The 23,747-nt window shown below is 41.2% G+C and carries 20 protein-coding genes and 1 pseudogene; 1 reads left to right on the top strand and 20 read right to left on the bottom strand.

Annotated elements, in window-relative coordinates; translation table 11 throughout:
• From AAHF22_RS16665 to AAHF22_RS16580, 18 genes are all read right to left on the bottom strand, one after another.
• Window positions 1-744 carry an ABC transporter permease gene (locus tag AAHF22_RS16665; RefSeq protein WP_347326211.1) on the bottom strand — a complete coding sequence of 248 codons (744 nt, stop codon included), beginning with the start codon at window positions 742-744 and terminating at the stop codon, window positions 1-3.
• Between the two features lie 71 nt (window positions 745-815).
• Window positions 816-1,790 (bottom strand): ABC transporter ATP-binding protein, encoded by a 975-nt coding sequence (locus AAHF22_RS16660; protein ID WP_347326150.1) that lies wholly within the window; start codon window positions 1,788-1,790, stop codon window positions 816-818.
• 24 nt (window positions 1,791-1,814) lie between these two features.
• Complete coding sequence (locus AAHF22_RS16655; protein WP_347326149.1) at window positions 1,815-2,774, bottom strand: LLM class oxidoreductase; 960 nt, start codon at window positions 2,772-2,774, stop codon at window positions 1,815-1,817.
• 45 nt (window positions 2,775-2,819) lie between these two features.
• Entirely contained in the window at window positions 2,820-4,163 is a 1,344-nt protein-coding gene (locus AAHF22_RS16650) for a hypothetical protein (protein WP_347326148.1), read from the bottom strand.
• 271 nt (window positions 4,164-4,434) lie between these two features.
• Entirely contained in the window at window positions 4,435-5,337 is a 903-nt protein-coding gene (locus AAHF22_RS16645; protein ID WP_347326147.1) for a 3'-5' exoribonuclease YhaM family protein, read from the bottom strand.
• Window positions 5,338-5,945: 608 nt separating this feature from the next.
• Entirely contained in the window at window positions 5,946-6,224 is a 279-nt protein-coding gene (locus tag AAHF22_RS16640; RefSeq protein WP_347326146.1) for a hypothetical protein, read from the bottom strand.
• Entirely contained in the window at window positions 6,214-6,723 is a 510-nt protein-coding gene (locus AAHF22_RS16635) for a hypothetical protein (RefSeq protein WP_347326145.1), read from the bottom strand. Before AAHF22_RS16635 ends, AAHF22_RS16640 begins: the two co-directional genes overlap by 11 nt.
• A gap of 5 nt (window positions 6,724-6,728) precedes the next feature.
• Window positions 6,729-7,805 (bottom strand): hypothetical protein, encoded by a 1,077-nt coding sequence (locus AAHF22_RS16630; protein ID WP_347326144.1) that lies wholly within the window; start codon window positions 7,803-7,805, stop codon window positions 6,729-6,731.
• A gap of 6 nt (window positions 7,806-7,811) precedes the next feature.
• Window positions 7,812-8,090, bottom strand: a complete 279-nt coding sequence (locus AAHF22_RS16625; RefSeq protein WP_347326143.1) for a hypothetical protein — start codon at window positions 8,088-8,090, stop codon at window positions 7,812-7,814.
• A gap of 755 nt (window positions 8,091-8,845) precedes the next feature.
• Entirely contained in the window at window positions 8,846-10,585 is a 1,740-nt protein-coding gene (gene rlmD, locus AAHF22_RS16620; protein ID WP_347326142.1) for a 23S rRNA (uracil(1939)-C(5))-methyltransferase RlmD, read from the bottom strand.
• A 787-nt stretch (window positions 10,586-11,372) separates the two neighbouring features.
• A complete protein-coding gene (locus AAHF22_RS16615; RefSeq protein ID WP_347326141.1) occupies window positions 11,373-12,314 on the bottom strand; it encodes a DUF1963 domain-containing protein in 942 nt (313 codons plus the stop codon).
• A gap of 804 nt (window positions 12,315-13,118) precedes the next feature.
• Window positions 13,119-14,015, bottom strand: coding sequence for a diacylglycerol kinase (locus AAHF22_RS16610; protein ID WP_347326140.1), 897 nt, complete (start codon window positions 14,013-14,015; stop codon window positions 13,119-13,121).
• A 99-nt stretch (window positions 14,016-14,114) separates the two neighbouring features.
• Window positions 14,115-14,888, bottom strand: a complete 774-nt coding sequence (locus AAHF22_RS16605; protein WP_347326139.1) for a sirohydrochlorin chelatase — start codon at window positions 14,886-14,888, stop codon at window positions 14,115-14,117.
• Between the two features lie 3 nt (window positions 14,889-14,891).
• Window positions 14,892-15,182, bottom strand: coding sequence for a YerC/YecD family TrpR-related protein (locus AAHF22_RS16600; protein WP_188778663.1), 291 nt, complete (start codon window positions 15,180-15,182; stop codon window positions 14,892-14,894).
• 815 nt (window positions 15,183-15,997) lie between these two features.
• Window positions 15,998-16,960: a magnesium/cobalt transporter CorA gene (corA, locus tag AAHF22_RS16595; protein WP_347326138.1), complete on the bottom strand. Its 963-nt coding sequence runs from the start codon at window positions 16,958-16,960 to the stop codon at window positions 15,998-16,000.
• Between the two features lie 275 nt (window positions 16,961-17,235).
• Window positions 17,236-18,237 (bottom strand): inorganic phosphate transporter, encoded by a 1,002-nt coding sequence (locus AAHF22_RS16590; RefSeq protein ID WP_347326210.1) that lies wholly within the window; start codon window positions 18,235-18,237, stop codon window positions 17,236-17,238.
• Between the two features lie 241 nt (window positions 18,238-18,478).
• On the bottom strand, window positions 18,479-19,093 hold the full coding sequence (locus AAHF22_RS16585; protein WP_347326137.1) for a DUF47 domain-containing protein: 615 nt from the start codon (window positions 19,091-19,093) through the stop codon (window positions 18,479-18,481).
• A gap of 215 nt (window positions 19,094-19,308) precedes the next feature.
• The gene (locus AAHF22_RS16580; protein ID WP_347326136.1) at window positions 19,309-20,640 is read right to left on the bottom strand and encodes a DUF3048 domain-containing protein; all 1,332 of its coding nucleotides are present in this window, start codon (window positions 20,638-20,640) and stop codon (window positions 19,309-19,311) included.
• Window positions 20,641-21,233: 593 nt separating this feature from the next.
• Here AAHF22_RS16580 and AAHF22_RS16575 point away from each other — a divergent pair.
• Window positions 21,234-21,761: pseudogene (locus AAHF22_RS16575) on the top strand (DoxX family protein).
• Between the two features lie 300 nt (window positions 21,762-22,061).
• On the opposite strand, the gene AAHF22_RS16570 reads toward AAHF22_RS16575, so the two are convergent.
• Both AAHF22_RS16570 and AAHF22_RS16565 read right to left on the bottom strand, forming a co-directional pair.
• Entirely contained in the window at window positions 22,062-22,871 is an 810-nt protein-coding gene (locus tag AAHF22_RS16570; RefSeq protein ID WP_347326135.1) for a hypothetical protein, read from the bottom strand.
• Window positions 22,872-23,031: 160 nt separating this feature from the next.
• A complete protein-coding gene (locus AAHF22_RS16565; RefSeq protein ID WP_347326134.1) occupies window positions 23,032-23,448 on the bottom strand; it encodes a hypothetical protein in 417 nt (138 codons plus the stop codon).
• Between the last annotated feature and the right edge of the window lie 299 nt (window positions 23,449-23,747).

The following is a 23,747-nucleotide window of genomic DNA, read 5'->3' as shown; positions in this document are numbered from 1 at the left end:
TTATCCCCCATTAATAGAGATCCTTTTTGTAGCCTTATTCCACAAATACCTCCCTATAACCGATGTTACAATAATCCAAAAAATCTGAACTATAAAAGTAGTTATAATATCTTCATTTGTTGTTTTATTAAGATAGATATTAATAGGCATAAAGACGATACCTGAAAAAGGCAGTAGCTTCACCCACGGTAATATAGATTCTGGAAAAAACCACAATGGTACTATAGCTCCGGATAACAATCGAATCGTTTGATCTTTAAATACACTCAAACTGAACAACTTCGTAATCCAAAAAGCCATAATCGCTGCAATAAAGTTGAGGTTGAATACTAAAAAAAATGAAAGCAAAAGACTTATCAAAAACAAAAACGTTTGATATATACTTGGAGGCCATTTCAGATCAAAAACCATATTTGTTATTAAAAAAATAGGAACGACTTTAATCAATAGATTGTTTAGATAACTACCTACTTCTTGGGAAAAGTGATAAAACTTTAGACTTAACGGTCTGGTAAGATCACTAGCAATTTCGCCATTTAATATGCGATTCTGCACTTCCATAACGAATCCCATATCGATTCTGGCTGCAATTCTTGCAAGAACCATATATGTAATTAATTCAGGTTTACTTACCATGTTATTTCCTGGATTATCCATAAAGATCGTACTCCACAATGCAATGCTTAAATAGATAAATACAATATCGATCAGTACATCAATAAAGTAATTCGCCCTAAACACCATCGAATTTAAAAATGATTGCCGAGCAATATAATAAAACGTTCTAATCGAATATAAAGATCTTGTCATTACTTTCAACTCCTGCCTTCGTACACCTGTCTAATTAAATGTTCGATTTTGGGTTCTTCTAAATGACAATCTACCACAGGAAACTTGCGGGAAAGTTCTTGTACAATTTTAGTTGCTGAAACATGCTCTTTTTGGAATAAAATTTTTACCTTGTTTCCTTCATTCGATAAAACGCTTCCAAATTCAAATTGTACATTCGGAATAGGTTTCTCGAATTGCACCGTTATAATTCTTTCATTACCATAGGTGTCAATAAAGGACTTCATTTGTCCATCAAAAATAAGTACACCCTGATTAATCATCAATAAGCGATCGCAAACCTGTTCAATATCGTCCATATCATGAGTAGTTAGTATAATGGTCGTTTCTTTTTCCTTATTTACTTCTCTAAGAAAGCTCCTCACTTGCTCTTTAGCAACAACATCTAATCCGATGGTAGGCTCATCCAAAAACACAATAGAAGGACTATGTAAAAAAGCCGCAGCAATTTCCGCACGCATTCTCTGACCTAAACTTAGCTGTCTTACTGGAGTAGAATAAAACTCATTTAAACTGAGTAGCTCTATCATTTTGTTTAGATTTTCATTAAAAATAGAATCAGGCACTCTATAAATATATTTAAATAACTCAAATGATTCCCTAATGGCTAAATCCCACCATAATTGCGTTCGTTGACCAAAAACTACACCAATGTTCATTGCATTTTTCTTTCTATCTTTATAAGGTTCTAAACCATTCACTAAAACTTTTCCATCAGAAGGAGTTAAAATACCTGTTAGCATTTTTATCGTTGTCGATTTTCCCGAACCATTAGGGCCGATATATCCAACCACTTCTCCTTTTTCTATATTGAAATTGATATGCTTTACCGCTTCTTTATCTTGCCATACAGGTTTGATCAGATCTTTGATGCCACCCATCAAACCCTGTCTATATTGCTTTACGTAATATTTTTTGTATAAATTTTCTACCTGTATCATAGCTATAGTTCCTCCTGAGTGTAGTTACATTCGCTTAAATACCTGCTCTCTGTGCTCAAACTCTTCTAAGCTAAAAGGTACATTTAAAATCAAAGATTTCACTCCATGATTTTTGTATTTTTTTAAATAATTTGCGACTTGATCATAACTTCCTACTAAATAGGGATAAATATTTCTACCATTTTTAAACACACCCAACCAATATACAGAATCGTGAACTTCATTTTCCAGAGCTAGATTAGCTAATTGTCTTACTGCATTCATCTTAGAATTTTTTTTGAGTAATAGTTGGATTTCATTTTCTCTGGATGATGGAAAAGTTGCTTTAGCTACTTCCCAAGCCTCTTCACTTGTAGTTCGAGCAATAATGCCAAAACAAACACCAAAATCACAATCTGTAATTTCTCCAAACATTTGTTTAAAGGAATCAATAGGCCCAGGAACCGTTAAAAAACCATTCGCCCCATTTTTACTACTTTCAAAGGCATACTTTGACGTCCCTGATATAAAGAAATCTAGCGGGTAATTATTTTCATTAGCAAAATAAGTTTTTTGATTATACAGACCATGATCATAATCGGATTCAGTGCTAGATAATTTCTGCTGTAGATCATGCATATAATCAAGAAGCCAATCATATCGATTAGTTTTATAACTATCTTCTGTAGTTCCGTTAAGCCTTTTTGAAGTACCATCAATCAAATTTAAAGCGATTTCACGTTTATGTAAATATATAGTACTTTTAATAATGTTACCCAAAGTGTCAATAGACATAGTATCTGGTTGCAGAGCTACGAGTGGGCGTATATTTTTAGTTTTATCCAGTACAAGATTACTAATTAACCACGGATTTATATTGCTTGTGGAATATGTTATAAGAAGCCCTCTATAATTATATTTCTCGGAGCATTGTGCTAATTGAATTACATGCTGATAATAGTTTTCAATTCCAGCAGCATGAGGCGTTTGTGAATAGATATGCAATGTTGTTAATCCTTTCATTTTAGATTTAGGATGTTAACTAAACCCTTACTTATTTCGATGATAATCAATAATCTCCAATAAAATCTTCTCTGTAATTCCTTGACTTTCTTTTATTTTGTTATTGTAATACTTATTCAATAATCTGTTTGCTTTAACTGCCTCTATCGTATTGTACGTATATTGCAGTTTTAATTTCTCAATTACATACTTTTGAAATCTTCTTTGAAATTGATGTCTTCTTGCCAGTTGCTCTTTATTATAAATACCTTCGCCACGATTGAACAATACAATACTTTTTTCTTTCAAACCGAACATGCCCGCACCACCTGAATCTCCAAACAATCTCACAGAAATATTAATATCTAAAATATCAATTTCTGAATGAGGTTCACCTATATTCATATTGATCGAAAAAGTATAGGCTAATCCATTTAATAAATTATGAAATAGAAGAAGATCCAAGTGTTTTTTTCTTTGAAATAACTTGTAAGATTCCGAATTTAACGTTGTGACTACCTCATATAAACCCTTCATACTTCTTTCTGATAACCAACTAATTTGACTTAGATTTTCCATCGCTATTTCTGTATCTAACAGATCATGACGCTTATATTTTTGTGCTGGAGGTATACTTCCCGTTACAGCCTTATAAATATCAATAAACGAATTTTCAATAAGCTCATTAATCTTTAATATGTATTCTTTGAGTTTTTTGTTAACGGTTCCATTTCTATTTTTACGTAGTTTAATATTTAATCCTAAAGGTAAGCCTTGTTCTATTGCCTCTACGGGATCAACGTTCATTATTTTTATATTTAGATCTTTTTTATTCAACAAATTTTGATGAATATCGAATAAAATGCTTGTTCCAATAAAACTAAAAGGATCTACTAATTTCCTACGCTCATATCTACTTTGTAAATCTTCATATACGACTGTATTTTTATTTAATTGATTTATCACATGATCATCCACTATATAAAGATGAGTATGAAATCTTTTTACAGGTTGTAAACCATCACGGTCCTCAGTCCAAGGATCATAATTAAATACGATTCTTGATACTGTATTATGTAAATTAAATTCTTTTTTTATATCCTCTTCATTAATAAAACAAAGAAAAAGCTCAACTAATTCAGTATATAATGTAGCTTCCTCTTCAGAAAGCTGATTTATAGTTCGCTTCTCTCTTTCACTTACTTCTATCAACATGATTTCTAAAAGACCATGAGCTAATTTCTTATCCATGATGGCAATCTGTCCATTATCGCTAGTTGAAAAAGCAATTGGAGGAATAACATGAGTTTCTGGGACTGTCGGTATGGGAATATGTAAAGCCATTTTCAATTTCAAAAGATTACTAGGTGCAAGAAAAACACCGTCCTTCACTATAACACTCCTCTCGAATAAAACATAAAAATAATATGTACAATATAAACCATCACAATCATTTAGGCAACAATTTATTTTTAACTATACATATACAATATAGATAGCAATAAAATAAAGGGGACGATAAGCTCAGGATTAGTCCTCTGAATTTCACCGTCCCTTTAGATCATTTTACTATTGATAATTTATTAGTTTAATACTTATTCTAGCCTAAATATAACAATACAGCTAACTCTCTTAAAAGGCACAACATACCAGTTTCATCTATTTATTCATCAAACGTCATACGCAATAACGCTTTATTCTCCAGCCCTCTAATCATAGGTGTCCACGATTCCGTTGCAGATGTATTGGCTAAAGCATCCTCCACCATTTGTAATTTCGCATCAAGTACATCGATATAATGCAGGGCGACCGCTTCCGGCAATTGAGGCTGTACCGGGCTACCCCATTCGCCCAAATTATGATGAGACAGAACCAGATGCTGTAAAGCAACTACTTGCTTAGCGTCCAGCGGTATATGATGAGTGATGGCTGCTTCCACAATCCAATTGGAAGCCATCACGATATGCCCGATCAGCTTGCCGTGGTCACTATAATCTGTCACGATACCTAGTTGTGCATTCATCTCTTCCGGCTTCGCAATATCATGGAGAATAATGCCGGCTTTCACAAGATCCGCATTTAAAAAAGGACGCTGTTTACAAACAAAATCGCCAAGCTCCAGCATGCGCACGATATGATAAGCGAGTCCTGCAAAGTAGGCATGGTGATGAAATTTGGCCGCCGGGTATTCCATCAGCTTGTCTTCGACTTTGGCAACACAATAGGATACGATTTGTTTGATTGTTGGATCGTGGATCTCATTCATTGTGTTTTGAATCGTATGGATCAGATCGGTCGGGCTGATCGGTGCTGCTTTGATAAAATCGGTTAGCGAAATCTGATCTTCTTCTACGGCTTTGCGGATACGGCTAATTTTCACCTGGAGCTTATCTCGGTAGGTTTGCACACTACCTTGTACTTTGACTAGCTCCATCGCAGCGAAGGCTTCTTTTTCGTCCGCGGTTACGTCCCAATATTTGGCGGAAACTTCTCCAGTTGCATCCATGAGGATGATATCGAAATAGTCTTTGGCTGGTGTGGTGTTGGTTTGTTTGGTTTCGAGCATTTTGAGTAAGTAGAAGCCGATGAATTCTTCGCCTACTTTGAGTTGGTTGATAAGAATGGTGTTCGACCACCTTTGTTAATAAGTATATTCATGATTTTCCAGTATAATATATTCTTTTTTTCAATGTATCTTTTATTAATCAATATTATACGTGTTTCTTCTAGCTGATAATGCTTACTTAATTCTTGTCATAATTAATCATAAGTGATAAATTCTTTATTTTCCACTACATCAAGTTCATAGAATTTAAGGATCACTCAGCCTAACAATAAATTAAATACATCTCCTAACAACATTTTACCAAACTCTAGTTATATAGACCGGTGATAAAAAGAGCTTTATATATTGAAATTATAGCTTATAAAATCGAGATACATTCTATAAATCTTTCCACAAACAAAAAGACATGACAAGCGTGATCATTCACATTGACCATGCCTGTCACATCTAATCTGTAACACGATATACTGTCTAAAATTGACGACCAAATCAGCATGTCTCGCGGAGACGGTTTTTATGAAAATACCTCAATAAAGAGTTTCTGTTCACATCTAAAATAGAAAATTTATTTTAGCGAAAACTCAATACTCAGAATTTAAAACGCATTACTAAAAATTTCTCTTTGTTAGCCTTAGTGCTTCTTCAAATCCTTCAAATTCATTCTTTAGTTTAGAGTACTGGTTATTAACCTTCTTTGCCTTCATAAGTGGAACCCGCTTCTCTTTCAGATCTTTGTAAGACGCTGGCAAACCACCAATTAATATTATTCCCATTAAAACTAATGCAGCCGTAGGAAAAAAAAATGCAATAATCGCACTTATAAATGCTCCAGCAGCTAAATATTTTAAATAATAGAGCAAATACCATAAAACAGACTTAAGCCACATTGATGTTCTCCACCTTATCCATTATATCATTCATTTGTGGATCAATTTGATTATCGATTTCATGAGCGTACTTTGTTCGGATGTAAGTACGAATCAGTAGTCTCTCCTCAATAGAAATTTCTTGAGTATTCATAAGACGTTCAAATGAATTAAAAAAGTACATTTCATCTTCACTCAGAAGATAATTATCATTCTTAACTTGTACAACAAGAAGATCCATGTATTCTTTGAAAGAATACTGAAACATCAATACTCCCTTTAGTTTAGATTTTTGTTTCATTTTTTCAGTAAACTGATACGCTTTGAGCGCATTATAACGAATTTTAAGATTTTTGATTTGCCGATCTTGCTCTTGCACAAGCTGCTGAAGTCGTTGAATTTCGGATTGTAATTTTCGAACTTGTTGTTTTAAACGATTAACTTCAGGTTGGCGGGATAAGGCCCCTGCAACTACACCGCCTAGTGCAGCAATAATCGGTACTAGTATAGGTAATGCCATATTTATTATTCCTCCTCAAAAAAATCAACCAAATCCTCAAAAATTGTGTCCTGTTTCTGTAATTCTCGTATATATCCGCTCCCATCTGAATAGCTGATGAGTGATTTTCCAGTTTCAAATACCTGCCTCTCTAATAATTTATTTTCGTCGATAATTGAAGCTGTTATCCGCTCCATAGCTTTAATTTCCTGATAATTAAGCCTTAAAAAAACGCACATCTCTTTCATTAGCATAGAGAGCATCGGCCAATTAATATAAGGCACACCACTCTGACGTGCCATACCTGTAATTCCATGTGTGAGAAAACCACTTGTATACGTGATGATTCTCAACTGCGTTTTACGTATATCATCTTTTATTTCGCGAGCTAAAAAATATGCCTCACACAATGCGTATAGTAATCCTTGAGATGCAATATCCTGCATACGAACTGTAAATATATGATTAAAAGCTGTTACTTGATTGACATTATTACCTTTGACGCTATCTTTGGTGACCTTGAGCAACCAGTTACTCAACTTACCTTCTTTTTCATAATCAAAAAAAGAATGAAATGGAATTGGTAGTCCCTGTTTTGAAAATGTATCAGCTGTAAGATGTCGAAATACTTGCAAAATACCCTTTAAAAGTCCGTGCTGATTGCAAAGTAATTGAAATGGATTATCACCAGACTTAGAAAAAGGGTCGTGTCCTCTCATAAGTCGATGAAATCCAATCTCTGGTCTACTTATACCATCACGGTTGATAAATGATTTAAGTCCAGATGGCATTATTGCCTGATCGATTTCATCTCCATTATGTTGAAGAAGTCTTCCTAGGAGTGTTTTCGGATTTAATTTAGACGAATCTGTGTGTATTCTGTCCAGCATAGTCTCAATTTTTTTATTAGAAGAAAACACTCCGCCAAGCACACCAAACACAAGTGAGAAAGCATAATCATAACCATCTAGCTCAGATGGAGAGTTATCAACTTCCAAAGAAGAAATATTCAAAATGCTTTTTTTAGTTGATTGGATATGATGCTCTAATTGATCAAGTTGAATTAACGAATTTTTAAATATATTTATATCAGCTGTTTGCATAACTAATTACTCACTTCCTCCTAATGCAAATGCAAGCAAGCAAAATAAGTAAGCAATTTCATTCAAGCTGACCGTAGGGTGAGCATGTAACTTTAATTGCTGAACTAGATCATCTGAAATATCAATAGTTACACTTTCATTAAATGAGAAAACTAAAATACTAAGATCCATTTGCCGAACAAATTCATTTCTAGCATAGCCAAGTACCCAGTTAAGTGAAACTTCTACGTCAAGTCCTAAAGTTTCAAATTTATCGTATAACGGTTTGGGTAACATTACTTCCAATTGAACTCCCTCCTTTAATTTGGTTGCAGCATAGATTTTATGGATTATCTTAAAGTATTATATTTAGTCACTTTTAAATACTTTTAAAAGCAATCAGCATAGGTTCAATCCATAAGAATTTCTCAGTGTTGTTTTACTACGTTATAAAGAGTAGGAGGAAGTCGTTTCCACTTGCTATGTGAGAGAAAGCATTCTAAATTTTTGCAATGACGTAGATAGATATTTTCTTGATAAATAACTAATACATGTCTGAAAATTCTTGATAGAGACGCTTTGACTCCATTTTTATTTTAAAAAAATCACTTTAATATCATTTGTTAATACAGTCACGGACAAAAATATTAAATTGGAATATAAATGTAAATTTGAGCTATAATTCCAATACCCATCTTTAGTTATGCAGAGTCTCTCATAACCATCATCTTTTCGTTCATCCATTCAGTAGAATATTTTTATGAAATATCAGATATAGTAATATTCGATTTTCATTTACAAAAACCTTCACTAAAAAGAAAATATATCCTTTTAAAGGAATTATATATGATTTAAAGCTGTGTCAGTATAAAATATTATTGCCGAATATAAATCAAAGAGAGCGTCTAATTAAAAACGCTCTCTACATCTAACTATCGATTTCTAAAACAAGATCCTACAGATCAAAACCTCAATTGTTTATTTTAGAAAATTATTTTTAAAATCAGAATCTTCTATCGTAGAAGTTATAAACAGCGCAGAGATACTTAGAAGTCCGTCTTCTAAGTATCTCTGCGTTGCATCTCCGCCACCGACTCCACATGCACCGTATGCGGGAACATATCCACCGGCTGCACCTCCACTGTCCGATACCCGCCTTCCTCCAGCACCTGCAAATCCCGTGCCAGTGTCGACGGATTACATGACACATACACAACCCTCTCCGGTTGCATCTGTATAATTGTCTCCAGCAATCTCGGATCACAGCCTTTACGTGGTGGATCGACCACAATCACGTCTGGTGTGATGCCCTGTTCTTTCCAGCGTGGAATGACATCCTCAGATGCGCCGACTTCAAACTCGACATTGGTCATGCCGTTTAGTTCGGCGTTTTTACGTGCATCTTCAATCGCTTCTTTCACAATTTCAACGCCGTACACACGTTTCGCATGCTGTGCCAGGAACAATGAGATTGTACCGATGCCACAGTACGCATCGATTACGGTCTCCTTACCCGTCAAACCCGCATACTGCACTGCTTTCTCATACAGCACTTCCGTCTGCACCGGATTCACCTGATAAAATGAGCGCGCGGAAATGGCGAATTTTACATCACCGATATAATCGTGGATTACGTCGCGTCCCCACAGCGTGCGCGTTTCATCGCCGAAAATAACGTTCGTTTGCTTCGTGTTGATATTCTGGCAAATGCTCACGACCTGTGGCATCTCGGCACGGATACGTTCGATCCATTCCCGTTTACGTGGCAGGCGTTCGCCGTTGGTAACGAGTACGATCATCATTTCGTTCGTGGCAAAACCGATTTTGACAACGACATGACGCAGGATGCCTTCGCCTGTTTCTTCGTTATAGGGCTGGATATGCAGCTCTTGACCAATCGCTTTGACTTTGTTCACGAGTTCATCGTTACGGCTGTCTTGAATGAGGCAACTTTGCATGTCGATGATGCGGTGACTGCCACGTGCGTAGAAGCCGCCGACCAGTTGTCCATCCTGTTGACCGATGGGCACTTGGGCTTTGTTGCGATAGCGCCACGGTTCTGTCATGCCGAGCGTTGGCAGTACACGGATACCGTCCGACATTGTAAATTGCTTTGCAGCAGACGAGTCTGATTGGGTGAAAGTAGCTGCATGAACTGCTTCATCGCCACCTGGATGTGTAATATATACCTGGTCTGTTACTTTTTGTTCAGTATCTGTATCTGTTGCATGTGATTCAATCTCGGAAGAATGAAACTTTTGATCCACACTTGATTGTATCGTCTTATTTTCGATTGCTGTACGTTCTGTTCCTATACCTTCTGTTGCTGTAGCTGCTATCCCTGTGCTTTCCGAATCATCCGACTCTGTCTGCTTCTGCACAGTCAGTTTACCAATCCGCTCCAGATTGTCGATCACGTGCTGACGTTTCCATTCCAGCTGTCCGGCATAGCTCATATGCTGGAGCTGGCAGCCGCCGCATTGCGTGTAGATTGGGCAAGGGGCTTGTAAGCGATCTGGACTTTCGTTTAGTACATTGAGTAGCTTGGCATAGCCGTATTGTTTTTTCGTTTTGAGTACGCGCGCTTTCACGCGTTCACCTGGCAGGGCGCCGGATACGAATAAAGTATAGCCGTCTGCGCGACCGACACCTTCGCCTTCGTGCGTTAAGCCGATCATCTCCAGCTCGATTTCATCATTTTTGGCTACCGGCACGTTAGCGAGTGCTGCGGATGCAGCTGCCGGTTTACGGCGATTGGATTTCGATTTATGTGAGTGACCGCCTTTGCGGTTGTTATTCATGGTCATTGCTCCATTTTCCATCTTAATTTGAGTTACGCCCGGATGGGCAACTACTAAATTGTATAGAAAACTGCACGACGTTACAATACATATCGCTACTTTCACAGCGGATTATTGGAATTTGTTTGATGGATGGAAGTGAGGAATAGGGTTTGTCATGGATGATGTGTTGATGGTAGATCTTTATCAGGTCATGAAATGAATAACGTGTTGAGGATAGATATTCATTCATGGCATGGATGGTGTGTTAGTGGTACATCGTGATTAGGTCATGGCAGGCATGAATGATGTATTGGTGATAGATCGTTATGATGTGGTTGTGAGTGCATATGATTATGAGTACATATTGTTATAGGTTTACGATCTGTTATGAAGAAAGAGCAGGTTCAAACAGTATCTTATTTAAACCTTCTCTTTCTTCTCTTTCTTCTCTTTCTTCTCTTATTAGTTTGTTGCTTTTGGTACTATCGCTCTCACTGGACATTTCCACTTGCAAACTATATTGTTTTCATTTTCAACACATACCATAGTACACAAGTATAGTTCAGATCGCTTGAATTCCTAAATGCAAATCCACAACAACGGGTTCAGCATGGCATCATTTGCAACCTAGCAAAATATAAGGAAGTTATATGTCTGCTGCATGCTCTCATCGATTAGATCCACCGTCTCGACATGCTGATCTCATAGCCGTTACCTCAAGCAAGATAAAATGATACTTAAACATGTATACCATACTGCCAAATTTCGCAACCTCGCAAGTGCTTATTCCTTGCAACACAGCGGCTCAACTAGAATAAATCGAGCAAAACGTCCGATCAAATCGACCGGCGAGCAGGTCTTCTTTGCGGATAAAAAATTGCATATATCCTGCATCCCACCACACAAAGCCGATTTTTTGATCACTATCTACCTCAAGCAGCATATACACATTGTCTAGCTCCTCTTGCAGACGCGCTTCATCGCCGTCAAAATGTTTGAGCAGTCGTTTGCGATCATCGTCTGGACGATACGTATATTTGCCGTTGTACAGGTATGATGTTGCAATCAGCTCGTCGTCGCCATGCTGACCTTCGGCGTAACCGAATAACTGACCGATTTTATCCCCAGGCTTCCAATCCATTTCTTCGGTAATGAGCATATAGTTTTCTTCCGATTCATCGGTTAACGTATCCTGATCCAACAGATGCACTGTGCTATATCCGTAGTTCGGGAACTCAACATCAGCATGGGCATGAACTTCATAAGCCTCAAACTTAATTTCGTCTTCTTCCTCCCAGATCGTAAATTCTTCGTACTCCTGATACTTTAACTGAGACATGTCCGCTTCAGACCAATACAGTACCCGATGCTCGATATTTTGGGCGGTCTCCCCTTCTCCGGCAAAGAAATATAACATTCCATGCTGGGGCAAAAGTGAGCTATGCACACCCCCATACTCTTCATCCTGTATTTCTGCCTGTAATTGAGCTAGATTGAGTTGGGCGATTAAGGTCATCCGCTCACCATTTTTCGATTGTGGCCATTCCAGTTGCTCCGGCAAATCCGGCGCTCCACCAAAACGCGAGTGTCCGACACGTTCATGTCCCTGCTCGCCGCGAATTAGTTTTACAAGTGGACGCTGATGATTGCGTAAATACGGCTCTAGCTCGGGTGCTTCGTATTTTTCAATTAATTGTTTGAGCTTCGTTTCAGGTAGCAGGTTGGGATAATTGGAATATGTACTCATGATCTGTTGCTCCTTTCAAATGTATGCATGGTAGAGTAAATGATAGGTATTCTTCTCACTTTAATGACAGAAATGGCAGCAGGCAAATAGGGCTGTGTGGGATGATTGCGTCGTTCTCGCTAATTGGTTTGATCGTTGTTGCTATACAGTGCTGCTGCTTCGATATCGCCAGCATTTGCCGAAAATCCATCTGTATCTAGTGTACTAGTAACAGCGTGCCTACTCAAGTTAAGCGACATAAAGGGGATTGGGAATATAGGATGGAATATGGGTGTGGGACGGGATACGAGATATGGAATAAGAGCGTGAGTATAGAGAGTATGGAATATAGAATACGGAATGCGGAATACGGAATACGGAATACGGAATACGGAATACGGAATACGGAATACGGAATAATGTTACTTGACTCTTCCCTCAAACAATACAAAAAAAAAATTCAACTGGCGCAGTAATACTTGCTTGCTTTTTAACTCTTTCCTCAATCAATACATAAAAAAAGCTTCCACAACTCCCTCGTCTTCCTTTCTTTTCAGAAATTCAGGGATAAGGATTGTGAAAGCTGTATTGCATTGCTGTATTGCATTGCTGTCTTGATCACATTTCATTGGGTGAACACTCTATTCAATAATGCGATATTCATTCGCTGTTAGGACACTCATTTGATACTATGCTGTTAGGACACTCATTCGATACTATGCTGCTAGGACACTCATTCGATACTATGACTCATTTGAGATTGTAATGTTAATGTGGTGCTAAAAGGTTGATTAGATACTACGCTGTACATTCGTTGCGATCGTACTAATTCGCTGCAAAAATACGCAGCTTATGCTTCAGCACTTCAAATTGTCCTGGCAGACTTCCACCTAGCTCGCCATCCAGATTTAATAACACTTTATCTGCCTGTGGAGCCTCGATATGCATACGACTCGTGCGGAAATAGAGCACTTTGGGATCGTCCAGATGCTCGCCGCGCAGCGCCATCGTGACGAGACGAATGAATTCGGCGAGATTACAGTTTTTCACAGCGATTACGTCGAACATGCCATCGTCGATGCGTGCATCGGGTGCCAGCTTTTCAAAACCGCCGACAGAGTTACTGTTTGCGACGAGGAAGATCATAAACTGATCATGGATCGTCTCCATACCTTCCGGGCGAATGATCAGCTCGGTCGGTGCCAGATTGACCATTTTCTCGATGCCCTTCATATAATAAGCCATCTGGCCAATCATCGTCTTCAGCTTGCTCGGTACTTCATACGTCAGTTCGGTAAACGAACCGCCACCTGCAATATTAATAAAATAACGATCGTTCACGCGCCCGATATCGATCGGACGAGTATGTTGCCGGATCACCAGATCACAGTACGTCTCCCAATTACGCGAAATGCCAAGCGCACGGGACAGATCATTGGTCGTACCGAGTGGGAAAATGCCCAGCGGCGGCGGATTATCATATGCAGCCATACCGTTGATCACTTCATAAATCGTACCGTCACCACCGGCGGCAATAATCATATCGTAGCCGCCACGTTCAATCGCATCCTTAGCCGCTTCAGTTGCATCATTTTCACCGGTTGTTGCATGACAGCTTGCTTCAATGCCGCCGCGATCCAAACGCTGTAAAATATCTGCCAGTCGGCGACGCATTTCCTCACGACCGGAAGTTGGATTGTATATTAATCTCGCTCTTTTCATTCCTGTATGCCACCTATTGTTGAGTTGATAAGCCTGTTGCAAAACGCAAACCAATTCACCTGCTATGAGTACAGGCAAACCAACAGACCGGGCTGTGTTTTATTTCGTTACCGTCATCTGTTCCAGCAGCACATCCACCTGACGCTGAATCCAGTGAGATAGGCGTGGATGCGGCAATAGCGCTTCACCTGCATACTGATGAATTAACCCTTCCAAACGGCGAGGAATCACGGTGTTCAGGAAATACCCACGGCTCAAAAAGAGTGGGGCAACCAACACGCGGTAGCCACGCTTTGTCCACTTTCTCGTCTTCAGTGTCAGGCTATCCGGATTGAGCAGCGCATAGTCGGCATAAGCTGTTCCACTAATACCACCTACTCGTCTGGATAACGAAGCGATTCCTTTTACCCAGCGATGTAAAAAACCGGGATGAATGCTACCGTGACCGACGATCAGCACAACTTCGCGTGTCTTATCTTCGGATAGATGCTTCACTTTGTCCCATAACATATGAGCGATATCTTCATCATCATCGACCGGATAACCAAAATGAACCTTCGCTGTTATCCGAAAAGGTTCAAGGTCGGTCTCTTTATCCGGCGTTTCTTTCACGCCGAGTGCATACGATATTTCATCAATATGCGTACTGCCTGAAGATACAAACAGGGGGATAACCAGCAGATCGGTTACCCCTTGTCGCTCCAGTTCATCAATTCCATCCTGTATCAATCTACCTGGCACATTGTCCAGATAGCTGCTATATACAGGCAAGTCTGCCGGAAACGTAGTACGCTCGATCGCTTCATCGATCCAGTGCATCCATTCCGACTCCGGCGATCCATGACTAATAATCAATATCCCCGGTTTGCTCATGAATTATCTCCCCAGACGCTCCAGCGTCATCTTATAGCCGTCATTGCCATAGTTCAGGCAGCGTTTGACACGCGAGATCGTTGCCGTACTGGCACCCGTCTCTGCTTCAATCTGATTGTACGTCGCTCCCTTACCTAGCATGCGCGCAACTTCCAGACGCTGAGATAGTGATTGAATTTCATTGACAGTGCACAGATCGTCGAAAAATATATAGCATTCTTCCAGATTCTTCAGTGTCAGAATCGCTTCGAATAATTGGTCAACGCTTTTATCATCAAGCTTTTTAAGTTGCACGATTAGATCATCCCCTACTACGGTTAATGTAATTTCATTGTATAGATTACCATTCGTTTTTTCAAGCGTTAACGATGTACAGTATTGCAGAATGACAACGCTCTGACGCTTTGGTGTCACTGCGTTAAAGCTATGGTGAAAATGAAAATGGAATACGCGACGTTTTCAAATGATGTCTTTGGTGTGTGGACAGCAATTGGAAATGATAGATCGGCGTCATGTTCGGCTAATAGCGAAGTGACTTCCAATTCACGAATCAACTCGTTACCAATGGCATTCTCCATAGTGTGGACAGTGTACACGGCTTGATGTCAGTTTGGCAAAATGATGTTTATGGAAATAATGGTGAAAACTTTGCAGTGATGGCTATGAAATGGAGCGCGTTGGTGCGTGAACATTGCTCTGTTGGTGGTAGTTTACAAAGTGCTCATTGTAACAAAATATTCGTTTTTGATTGGTAGGTTGTTATAGATAGTTGTGATGTTTATATAGATAGTTATGATGTTTAGTAAGCGTTTGTGTATCCATAAAGGTTTATTTGGCATTTTGCACGTATGCAAATATAGTTTGCGAATCGCTTCAACCGCTCCGGCAAGGAATACGGTGATGTCCTCAAGTAGAACGTAAAAATCTACATTGGCTTTTATTTCGTAGATTTCTGTGCAAGACGGGAATCCATCCACTTATTCTTTCACAGCGTGATTGCTATTCCACAATGTCCATTTGCGTGTACAATCTTCATTTAACGACTCAATTATCCCTACCTTTACACCAGTACCCATCCTCAGATCAGCAAAGACGAACACATATTTAAACTACTTAAACCAACCACGCTTCGTAAACAGCATCATCATCCCTGCACCGAGCGCTACCATTAGGATCAATACAGCAAAATAGCCATATTTCCAATGCAGTTCAGGCATGTTGTCGAAGTTCATACCGTAGATGCCTGCGATTAAGGTTAAAGGCATGAAAACCGTGGTGATGACAGTTAGTGTTTTCATAATGCCGTTCATCCGATTGGAATTGAGCGAAATATAACTATCTCGCAGATCGGATGTCATTTCGCGATCCGACTCGATCATATCGGACAGTTTGAGCAGGTGATCATAAATATCGCCAAAGTACGAATGATGCTCGTCGATCTGCTGGATATGTTGCGAGTTGATCACACGATACATCAGGTCACGCATCGGGATAATGGTACGACGCAACTTGAGCAAGCGAGATCGCAGGGCGAATACTTGATTAAGCAGCTCATCGACGGCTTCGCTGGGACCTAGCTTTTCCAGTGTATCGAGTTCATCCTCAATATCGAATACACATGGAAAGTATTCGTCAACGATTTTGTCGATGATCAGATAGGCTACTGCGATAGGACCTCGCATCCAGACGGGACGTTTCGTTGTCCGATAGCTCAGTACGCGCTCCCATGCGTTATCGACTTCGCGTTGCTGCTGCGAATGGAAGGAAACAATCAAACGCTCGTTAATGAACAGATCGACTTCTTCCGCATTTAGCGTATCTCGCTTCACTGTATGTAAAACGAGAAATTGGGTGTCACCGTAATAATCCATTTTGGGACGTTGCAGCAAATGCATGCAGTCCTCAATCGCCAGAGGATGAAAATGAAAAAAGCTGCTCAGCCGTTCTGCTTCTTCCTTCGTCGGCTGATCAAAATCGACCCAGCACCAGGCATATTGGTCCGAATGGATATCTTCTAGCGGTACATTGTCCACAATTTCGTGTTCTGCTGTGATGCCGAGTATACGTATCAACAGGTTCGCCCTCTTTTCGATAAAATCATGCTTCATAAATCTGTCGCGAGTATATCATATAGGAATGAGTCAGATCGAATTTCAGCCAGCCGCAGAAGACATAAAAAACCGCCGTTACGATGCAACGGCGGAAATTCCATGTTTTGGTTCCAAGTGTGTGGCCAACTTGTGTTGTAGGACTGCAACTACTTCCTTCTATGCAATTCCTATCCTACGAGCTTGCTCACACCTCTATTTTTAGCCTATATCCACGTTTAGTCTGTTGATCGTATCACTTAGAACAGATCGAACAGCAATTTGTAGATAAGTCCTGCCAGCAAAGCAGCGATCGGAATCGTAACGACCCATGCGATGACGATTCGTCCTGCCAGTCCCCATTTCACTTCACGGAAGCGCTTGGCAGCGCCGACACCGAGAATCGCGGACGTTACAGCATGCGTTGTACTTACCGGCAAGTGTGTTAGCGTCGCTGTGAAAATAACGGTAGCGGAAGTTGCATCAGCAGCAAAGCCGTTGATCGGCTCGATTTTGAAAATTTTCGTACCCATCGTTTTGATGATTTTCCAACCACCGACCGATGTACCGAGTGCCATCGCGGTTGCAGCGGAAATTTTTACCCAGAGCGGTACATCGAGATTATCCTGCACACCCGCAGCTACGAGTGCGAACGTGATAATCCCCATCGCTTTTTGCGCATCGTTCGTTCCGTGCGAAAAGGACTGCAACGCTGCGGTCAAAATCTGCATCGTGCGGAAGCCTTTGTTTACGCTATGCGGACTGCGTTTGGCAAAAATCCATTTTAAAATATGCATGACGATAAACCCGACAACAAAGGCAATTAGTGGCGACAGCAGCAAACCTTCGACAATTTTACCAAAGCCGCTCCAGTTGACGGAATCAGAGCCTGCGCCGACGAGTACCGAACCTGCAAGTGCACCAATCAGTGCGTGCGAGGACGAAGATGGAATACCGAACCACCATGTTGCCAGGTTCCAGATGATAGCTGCAATCAATGTCGCGATCACGATCTCGATCCCGTTATCCAGCTTCGCTGGATCGGCAACGCTTCCCCCGATCGTCTTCGCCACACCGGTAAATGTAATCGCACCGACAAAGTTCATAATGGCTGCCATTAGAATGGCGGTACGCGGTGGCAATGCTCGCGTCGATACGGATGTGGCAATCGCATTGGCTGTATCATGGAATCCATTGATAAAGTCAAATGCCAGTGCCAAAAACACGACGATTCCGAGCACCAGTAATGAGGTTTCTACCATAATCATTCATCATCCGGTGATTCCTCCACTCCTGCAGGCCCGGATGACATTACCTCCTTAATATCGTGAGATTTTGCATGCCGCAAAATCATCAGCTTCTGTTAATGATAAATTGGTCTTGCTTGGCTGAACTGCAACAATAGTTCGCATAGTTAGTGCGTCGTATAAACCGGATTACGTTCTGGTGACAAAAGAAAAACGAACCAGCCTTGCACATGTCGGTTCGGTTTCCTGTCTGTCATCAGGAGTTACTCATGATGATAGATTCCAGCATATTGGCTACGTCTTCGCAGGCGTCAGTCGTTGACTCCAGACGCTCGTAGATTTCTTTGCGTTTGATCAGCTCGATCGGGTCTTTTATAGTAGCGAACAGTTCTCTAATGGAATCGCGCATCAGATCGTCGCCTTGATTTTCCAGATCGTTCAGACGAATCGTATGTTCACGGATCGCCAGCAACTTTTTCTGGGACAGCAGGTGGATCGCTTTATGGATTTCAAAAGCACACTCACGCAAAATCGCAGCAAAACGAATAATATGCTTGTCTGGCGTGCTCATATGATACATATCAAAACGGGAAGCACAAGCTTCCATACCGTCCATCACATCATCCATCGTTGTGGTCAGATCCATGATGTCATCGCGTTCCAGCGGTGTGATGAACGTTTTATTCAATTCAGTGATGATCGTATGCGTGTACGAATCGCACTTATTTTCATAGTCTTTCATCGTTTTGGTGAATTGTGGAATATCTTGCAGGCTCGCAATTTGTTCAGCGAAGTAATCTGCGGCCTGTACGATCGTATCCGCCATATTCTCCAGCGTCTCAAAAAAGATATCCTTCTTTTTAATACGCATTTCTCTAACCCCTTTTCACAATTATGCCGAATATTGTCGACAAAGTGCATTTTAAACACAAATCTGGCGTCGATAACAACCCTTGTTATCTTATCAATCTGTGTACCATTTTGTAAAGAATAGCTTATTAAATGATTCACATTTCTCATACAAAATTCATACAAACCCGGTCTATATGATACCTATTACACCAGAAAATGGTTTTTATATCCAAATCAGTCCCATTTTTCTCCGTCAATCGTCAGGTGTTCGTTAAAAGAAGGGGTATCCGGCACAATATTGTAATAGGTCGTTCCAGCTATAAGCGGCACCTCTTGCCCTTCGCTATAAAAGCGGATGGCATCGCCTTTGTCATGTTTCCATTCGCCGCGGATCACTTTACCCTGCTGGAACAATAGCGCTTGACCACCAGCATTTAGATTCAAGCTAAGTCGTCCAATATCGTCCAGCACTTTATAGCTGCCTGCGAGCACGATCACATTGGCAGTCGTAAGCGGCTTATTGGTGTTCAGATCGATATGATCTTTGCCGTTAACCTGGCGAGTGTACAAACCTGTAGCATCGTTATACGTATAACCGACCTTGTAGCTTTTTAGTAAAAAACGCAGCTCGATCTGACGCGCTGATTGTGTTGAGATTGCTGATCCGTTAGCTTTCGCTTGGGCTGTACTGTTCGATTTGGCTAATGTGCCGTTGGAGACAGAAGGCGATAAAGTGGATCGGTTTGAGATGCTGTCTGGTGAGCTTGATGTCGTTGTTGAAGCAGTTGCGTCAGATGCAGATCCAGATGAAGATTGTGCAGCTGCTTTATCTGTACGCTCTATTTCTGTTGTTCCTTGTGCTCCTGTCGTTTCTGTCGGTTCTATTAGTTCTGTTGATTCTAATTTTTTTGTCGTTTCTGTTGTTAATGAGGAGTCGGAACCATCATTAGTAGAATCAGGCAAAGCCGCCTCCCCAGTCGATGCGCTTAGAAAAGGAAAGGCTGGAATATCAACTTTTTCCGCATATCCCTTTTTTGCAGCTGCTTCGCGCAATTTGATTTCATTTGTATACAGATTATGTGGAGCTTTGCGACTGGAATCACGCCAGAACGGAGCGCTTGCATTCGTAATCTCATCCAGATGCTCTCGTCCACCACCTTGCAAAATGGCATAGGCATCCGTACTGCCACCTGCGTGTACAAGTAGCGCATGTAGCGAATCCCCGATACCGATCAAATAAGGTCGAATACTCCGAACCGGCCCAATCGTCGCGTCCCCATGATAACTCTGATACACAGCGATCAGACGCGTAATCCCGCCTTCGGCTAGCACCTCGTACACCATATCTGCCTCCGACAGCCCGGATTGCGGACGCGCTGCGGGCGCATTGTTGATCATTACTGCAAGCGGACGTGCAGCATCAGACTGCTCCTGCATTTCTCCTGTCAGTGGTGCCGTATAAACCGGTTTCGGCTCTAATTCTGGAGTTAGTGCTTCCGTCTGCTGCTCCGGCGCTGGAGCCACAGGTGCAACAGCTTCCGGCTTCGACTCCGATTGACAAGCCACTAGCGCCACTCCCAACACTATCGGCAACATCGATCTCTCCCACCTCAAACACCTTATCCCTTTACTCATATTATACTGCTCCCCCTTCACCCCAAAGCTCGAGCCTACCGTTATAGACTTCCAACCCGAAGTAGCATTATCGCTCCCCTTGTTTCCCTAATTGCGTGTTTCTCAAATGCCATTACTCAAACAGCATTACGGGTACACCATCACTCCTACACGACTCAGGCATCACATATATTCCTTACTACACAGACGATTGTTGTCAGTCATGTTGTTCACGCAAAATAAACAAGTATAAAACATAACTCATTCCATATATCGGCAATATTCTCATTATATACATAGCAATCCAGCCAGCGGAACCAACTAAAGTATATTTCCTATGAGCAAAATGTACTTTTATTGCCTCTTGTCTACATGTACAGACTTATATTGTTCTGTCTTTTCCTAACTTCAATAACCAGGAATGAAAATTAAACATAACGAACAATGAAATCAAACAATGATTGTGATTTTTTTTACATATTAAATTTTAATCATGTTTTAAAATAAAGTCATCAAATAGATGATGACGAAGGAGTGTATACAATATGAATACCTGGCTCAGACAAAATAAAGTAGCGATGTGGCTGTTAACCGTTCTCCGTTTCTATGTCGGCTTCCAATGGATTCATGGCGGCTGAGGCAAACTGACTGGCGGCTTCGATGCTAGTGGCTTCCTTACCAATGCAATTTCGATGAGTACCGGGGAAAAACCGGTCGTCAAAGCGGCATGGGCAGGCTTCCTCGAACATTTTGCGCTTCCGAATGTAGGTTTGTTCAATATCCTTGTGCCTGTTGGCGAATTCCTCGTTGGTCTTGGCTTGATTCTCGGTACATTTACAACGATCGCTGCGCTTATGGGCATGGTGATGAACTTTGCGTTCCTATTCTCGGGTACGATCAGCACCAACCCGTATCTGATCCTGCTCGAAATTTTCATCGTCGTAGCTGGTGCCAATGCCGGCCGAATCGGTCTCGACCGCTGGGTGCTGCCTTACTTGAGAGCACATATTTTCAAACGGCAACCGAAACACGGGGGCAGCACACCGACCGCACCTAAGCATAGCGCCGCCTGAGTAAAATTGGATAGGTTCGCCAGATCGTATACACAAACTGTTTTGCTGGGACAGCCCCCCTTCGGCGTGTATCCATACAAGTTTGCATACACGCCCTGGTTACTGCCTGACCTTAAAACCACGCTGTAGAACATATAAGAGCAGTATCTTTTAAATCAATAGCCAGCCTCATCTATGCGGAATTTCCGTTAGAACGAGGCTGGCTATTGGTTGTAAACATGATGGTGCGCGGATTGTGCGGAATAAGGTCACCACCATCGACAGAATGATAGGCAGGAGCATGATGAAATAGCTCATCCTTTATGCTCGGTCGGTCTGTCCGCCAAAAGCGCGCTGTAGATCTTGCTCACCCGTTTGGAGCATCAGAGCAACGTCATCTGGGTATTTGGACGAGTACATGACGCGAATAATATGTCCTTGCTGTATCTGGGACAGGCTGCTTTCAAAAATATCTTTTTGCGTATGGATTGTACGTGTTTCTCCGGTTGATGTGGTCACGCTAAGCGTCAATTGTAGTGGAATTTTGCCATCGCGGCTGTTCCCCATCGGCACGACATCCAATACTTTGGCATATAACTGTTCTCCGTTACGTGCAATCTCCATCGTTTCTGGCGCTACGCCCTGCCGAATCATCTGCTCGTTAAGCAAAGACTGCATTTGCTCCTGCGATACTTGACCGTTACGATCCAGACCGACTTTAGCAGGATTTTGGGCAGAGACGAGTAATGGAATCACACTGCCCGGTTGAAATTGCGGAATGGAGGTTTGTGGAATAATCGCTTGAAAAGAGGCTGGATAGGGCTGCTGCCCTTGACGCGTTACCATCACCTCGATATTTAGCTGTGGCTGCTCGTTGACGTAAGTGCCTGTTTGCTGCACACGACGGATCAAGCCCACTGCCGATTCACCAGATTTGATCGTACGTAAGCTGAACACGGTGCCTAGAATAGATGGGATGAACACCAATGCGATGCCAATGTACAGGAGTGGTTTGTACCATGATGCATCGGTAATGGAAGTTACACCATTACCGGTGAAGTTGGCGTAAAGAGGCAGAAGTGCTACTGCTAATATACATAGTATACCCGTTGTTGTCAGCATTTTAATCATTATTCATTCCTCATTTCCTATATAAATTTCTTCGTTCTTCGTTCTTCGTTCTTCGTTCTTCGTTCTTCGTTCTTCGTTCTTCGTTCTTCGTTCTTCGTTCTTCGTTCTTCGTTCTTCGTTCTTCGTTCTTCGTTGCAATGGTGAAGGCTACACTCCCTGTTTAGTCAAGTCGTCCCATGTAAATAAACGAGGATGGATGCGCTGGATGGGTGCCGAGTCCGATCACATCGCCAGGGCGTGGAATTTGCATTTTTGGAACGAGCGTCTCCATGCTATGGGAATAGCGGGAACCGCTGTTTTCGACCACATCCATCGTCAGCACCACAATCGGATCAAAATTGACCAGCTTGCCGGTATCCTTGACCGATACGACAGTAGCCATAGCCGTGATCGCTGCGCTTCCGGATGCTGCGGTTTGCATCTGCTTGGCGGATTCGAGTCCGGCATTCATTTGCTGCCGTTGTTCTTTTGGAACGAGTCCTTTGATCAGCATACCGCTCAGTCCTTTATTTAGTGCCGCATCTGCCTGCTGTAATCGGTCGGTCGGTTCGGATTTCTTTTTAAAAAATTTCATCATGATAACACGCTCCTCTACGTTTGAATGGTCTGAAGTTGGAATAATGATTCTACGTTGAATTGATCTAGTCGCTTGTACAATAAGTTATCGATAACTGTGTGCTGCTTAATTTCATTATAGAAACGGCTGTCGATCATCACAATACATTGGGGGACATACAAAAAAGCAGGCATTTTGCCTGCTTGAGTACGAGCGAATGACATCTTTTTTGCATATGAAAAGGAATTTTTCGCAAACAAACCGTAAAATATCCATATTTAAATAGGCTATTTCCAGCTGTATATTGTTCAATTGGATCG

It is taken from the genome of Paenibacillus wenxiniae (assembly GCF_039822605.1).
GTDB lineage: Bacteria > Bacillota > Bacilli > Paenibacillales > Paenibacillaceae > Saccharibacillus > Saccharibacillus wenxiniae.
This window is presented reverse-complemented; position numbering and strand designations above follow the sequence as displayed.